The organism is Azospirillum sp. UFLA03-27 (assembly GCF_059803775.1).
Genome location: NZ_JAUQTX010000555.1, coordinates 1 through 523 on the forward strand (window position 1 = coordinate 1; position 523 = coordinate 523).

At 65.6% G+C, this 523-nt stretch carries 1 protein-coding gene; it reads right to left on the bottom strand.

The window, feature by feature from the left end; translation table 11 throughout:
- The coding region (locus Q4I23_RS33050; protein ID WP_498529051.1) for an aminotransferase class I/II-fold pyridoxal phosphate-dependent enzyme at window positions 1–523 on the bottom strand (523 nt) is incomplete at both ends.

The following is a 523-nucleotide window of genomic DNA, read 5'->3' on the forward strand; positions in this document are numbered from 1 at the left end:
TCCGGGGCGATCTGCGAGAGCAGCTCGTCCAGGTGCCTGGGGTCGTTGTGGCGGAAGATGTGCTTCTCGGCGCCGCTGTTGCGGATGCCGGTGATCATCGAATTGTGGTTCAGCGCGTCGGACAGGATCACGCAGTTGGGCAGCAGCTTGCCCAGCGTCCCCAGCGTCGCGTCGTTGGACACGTAGCCGGAGGTGAACAGCAGAGCCGCCTCCTTCCGGTGGAGGTCGGCCAGCTCGCGCTCCAGCAGCACGTGGTAGATGTTGGTGCCGGAGATGTTGCGCGTGCCGCCCGCACCCGCACCCACGCCGTCGATGGCGTCGTGCATCGCCTTCAGGACGACCGGGTTCTGGCCCATGCCCAGATAGTCGTTGGAGCACCAGACGGTGACCTCCCGCTCCTTCCCGGCGGCGTCGCGGAAGGTGGCTTTCGGAAAGTTCCCCGCTTGCCGTTCGAGGTTGGCGAAGACCCGGTAGCGGCCATCCTGTTTCAGGCTGGCGATCTGGGTGCGGAAAAAGCTCTCGT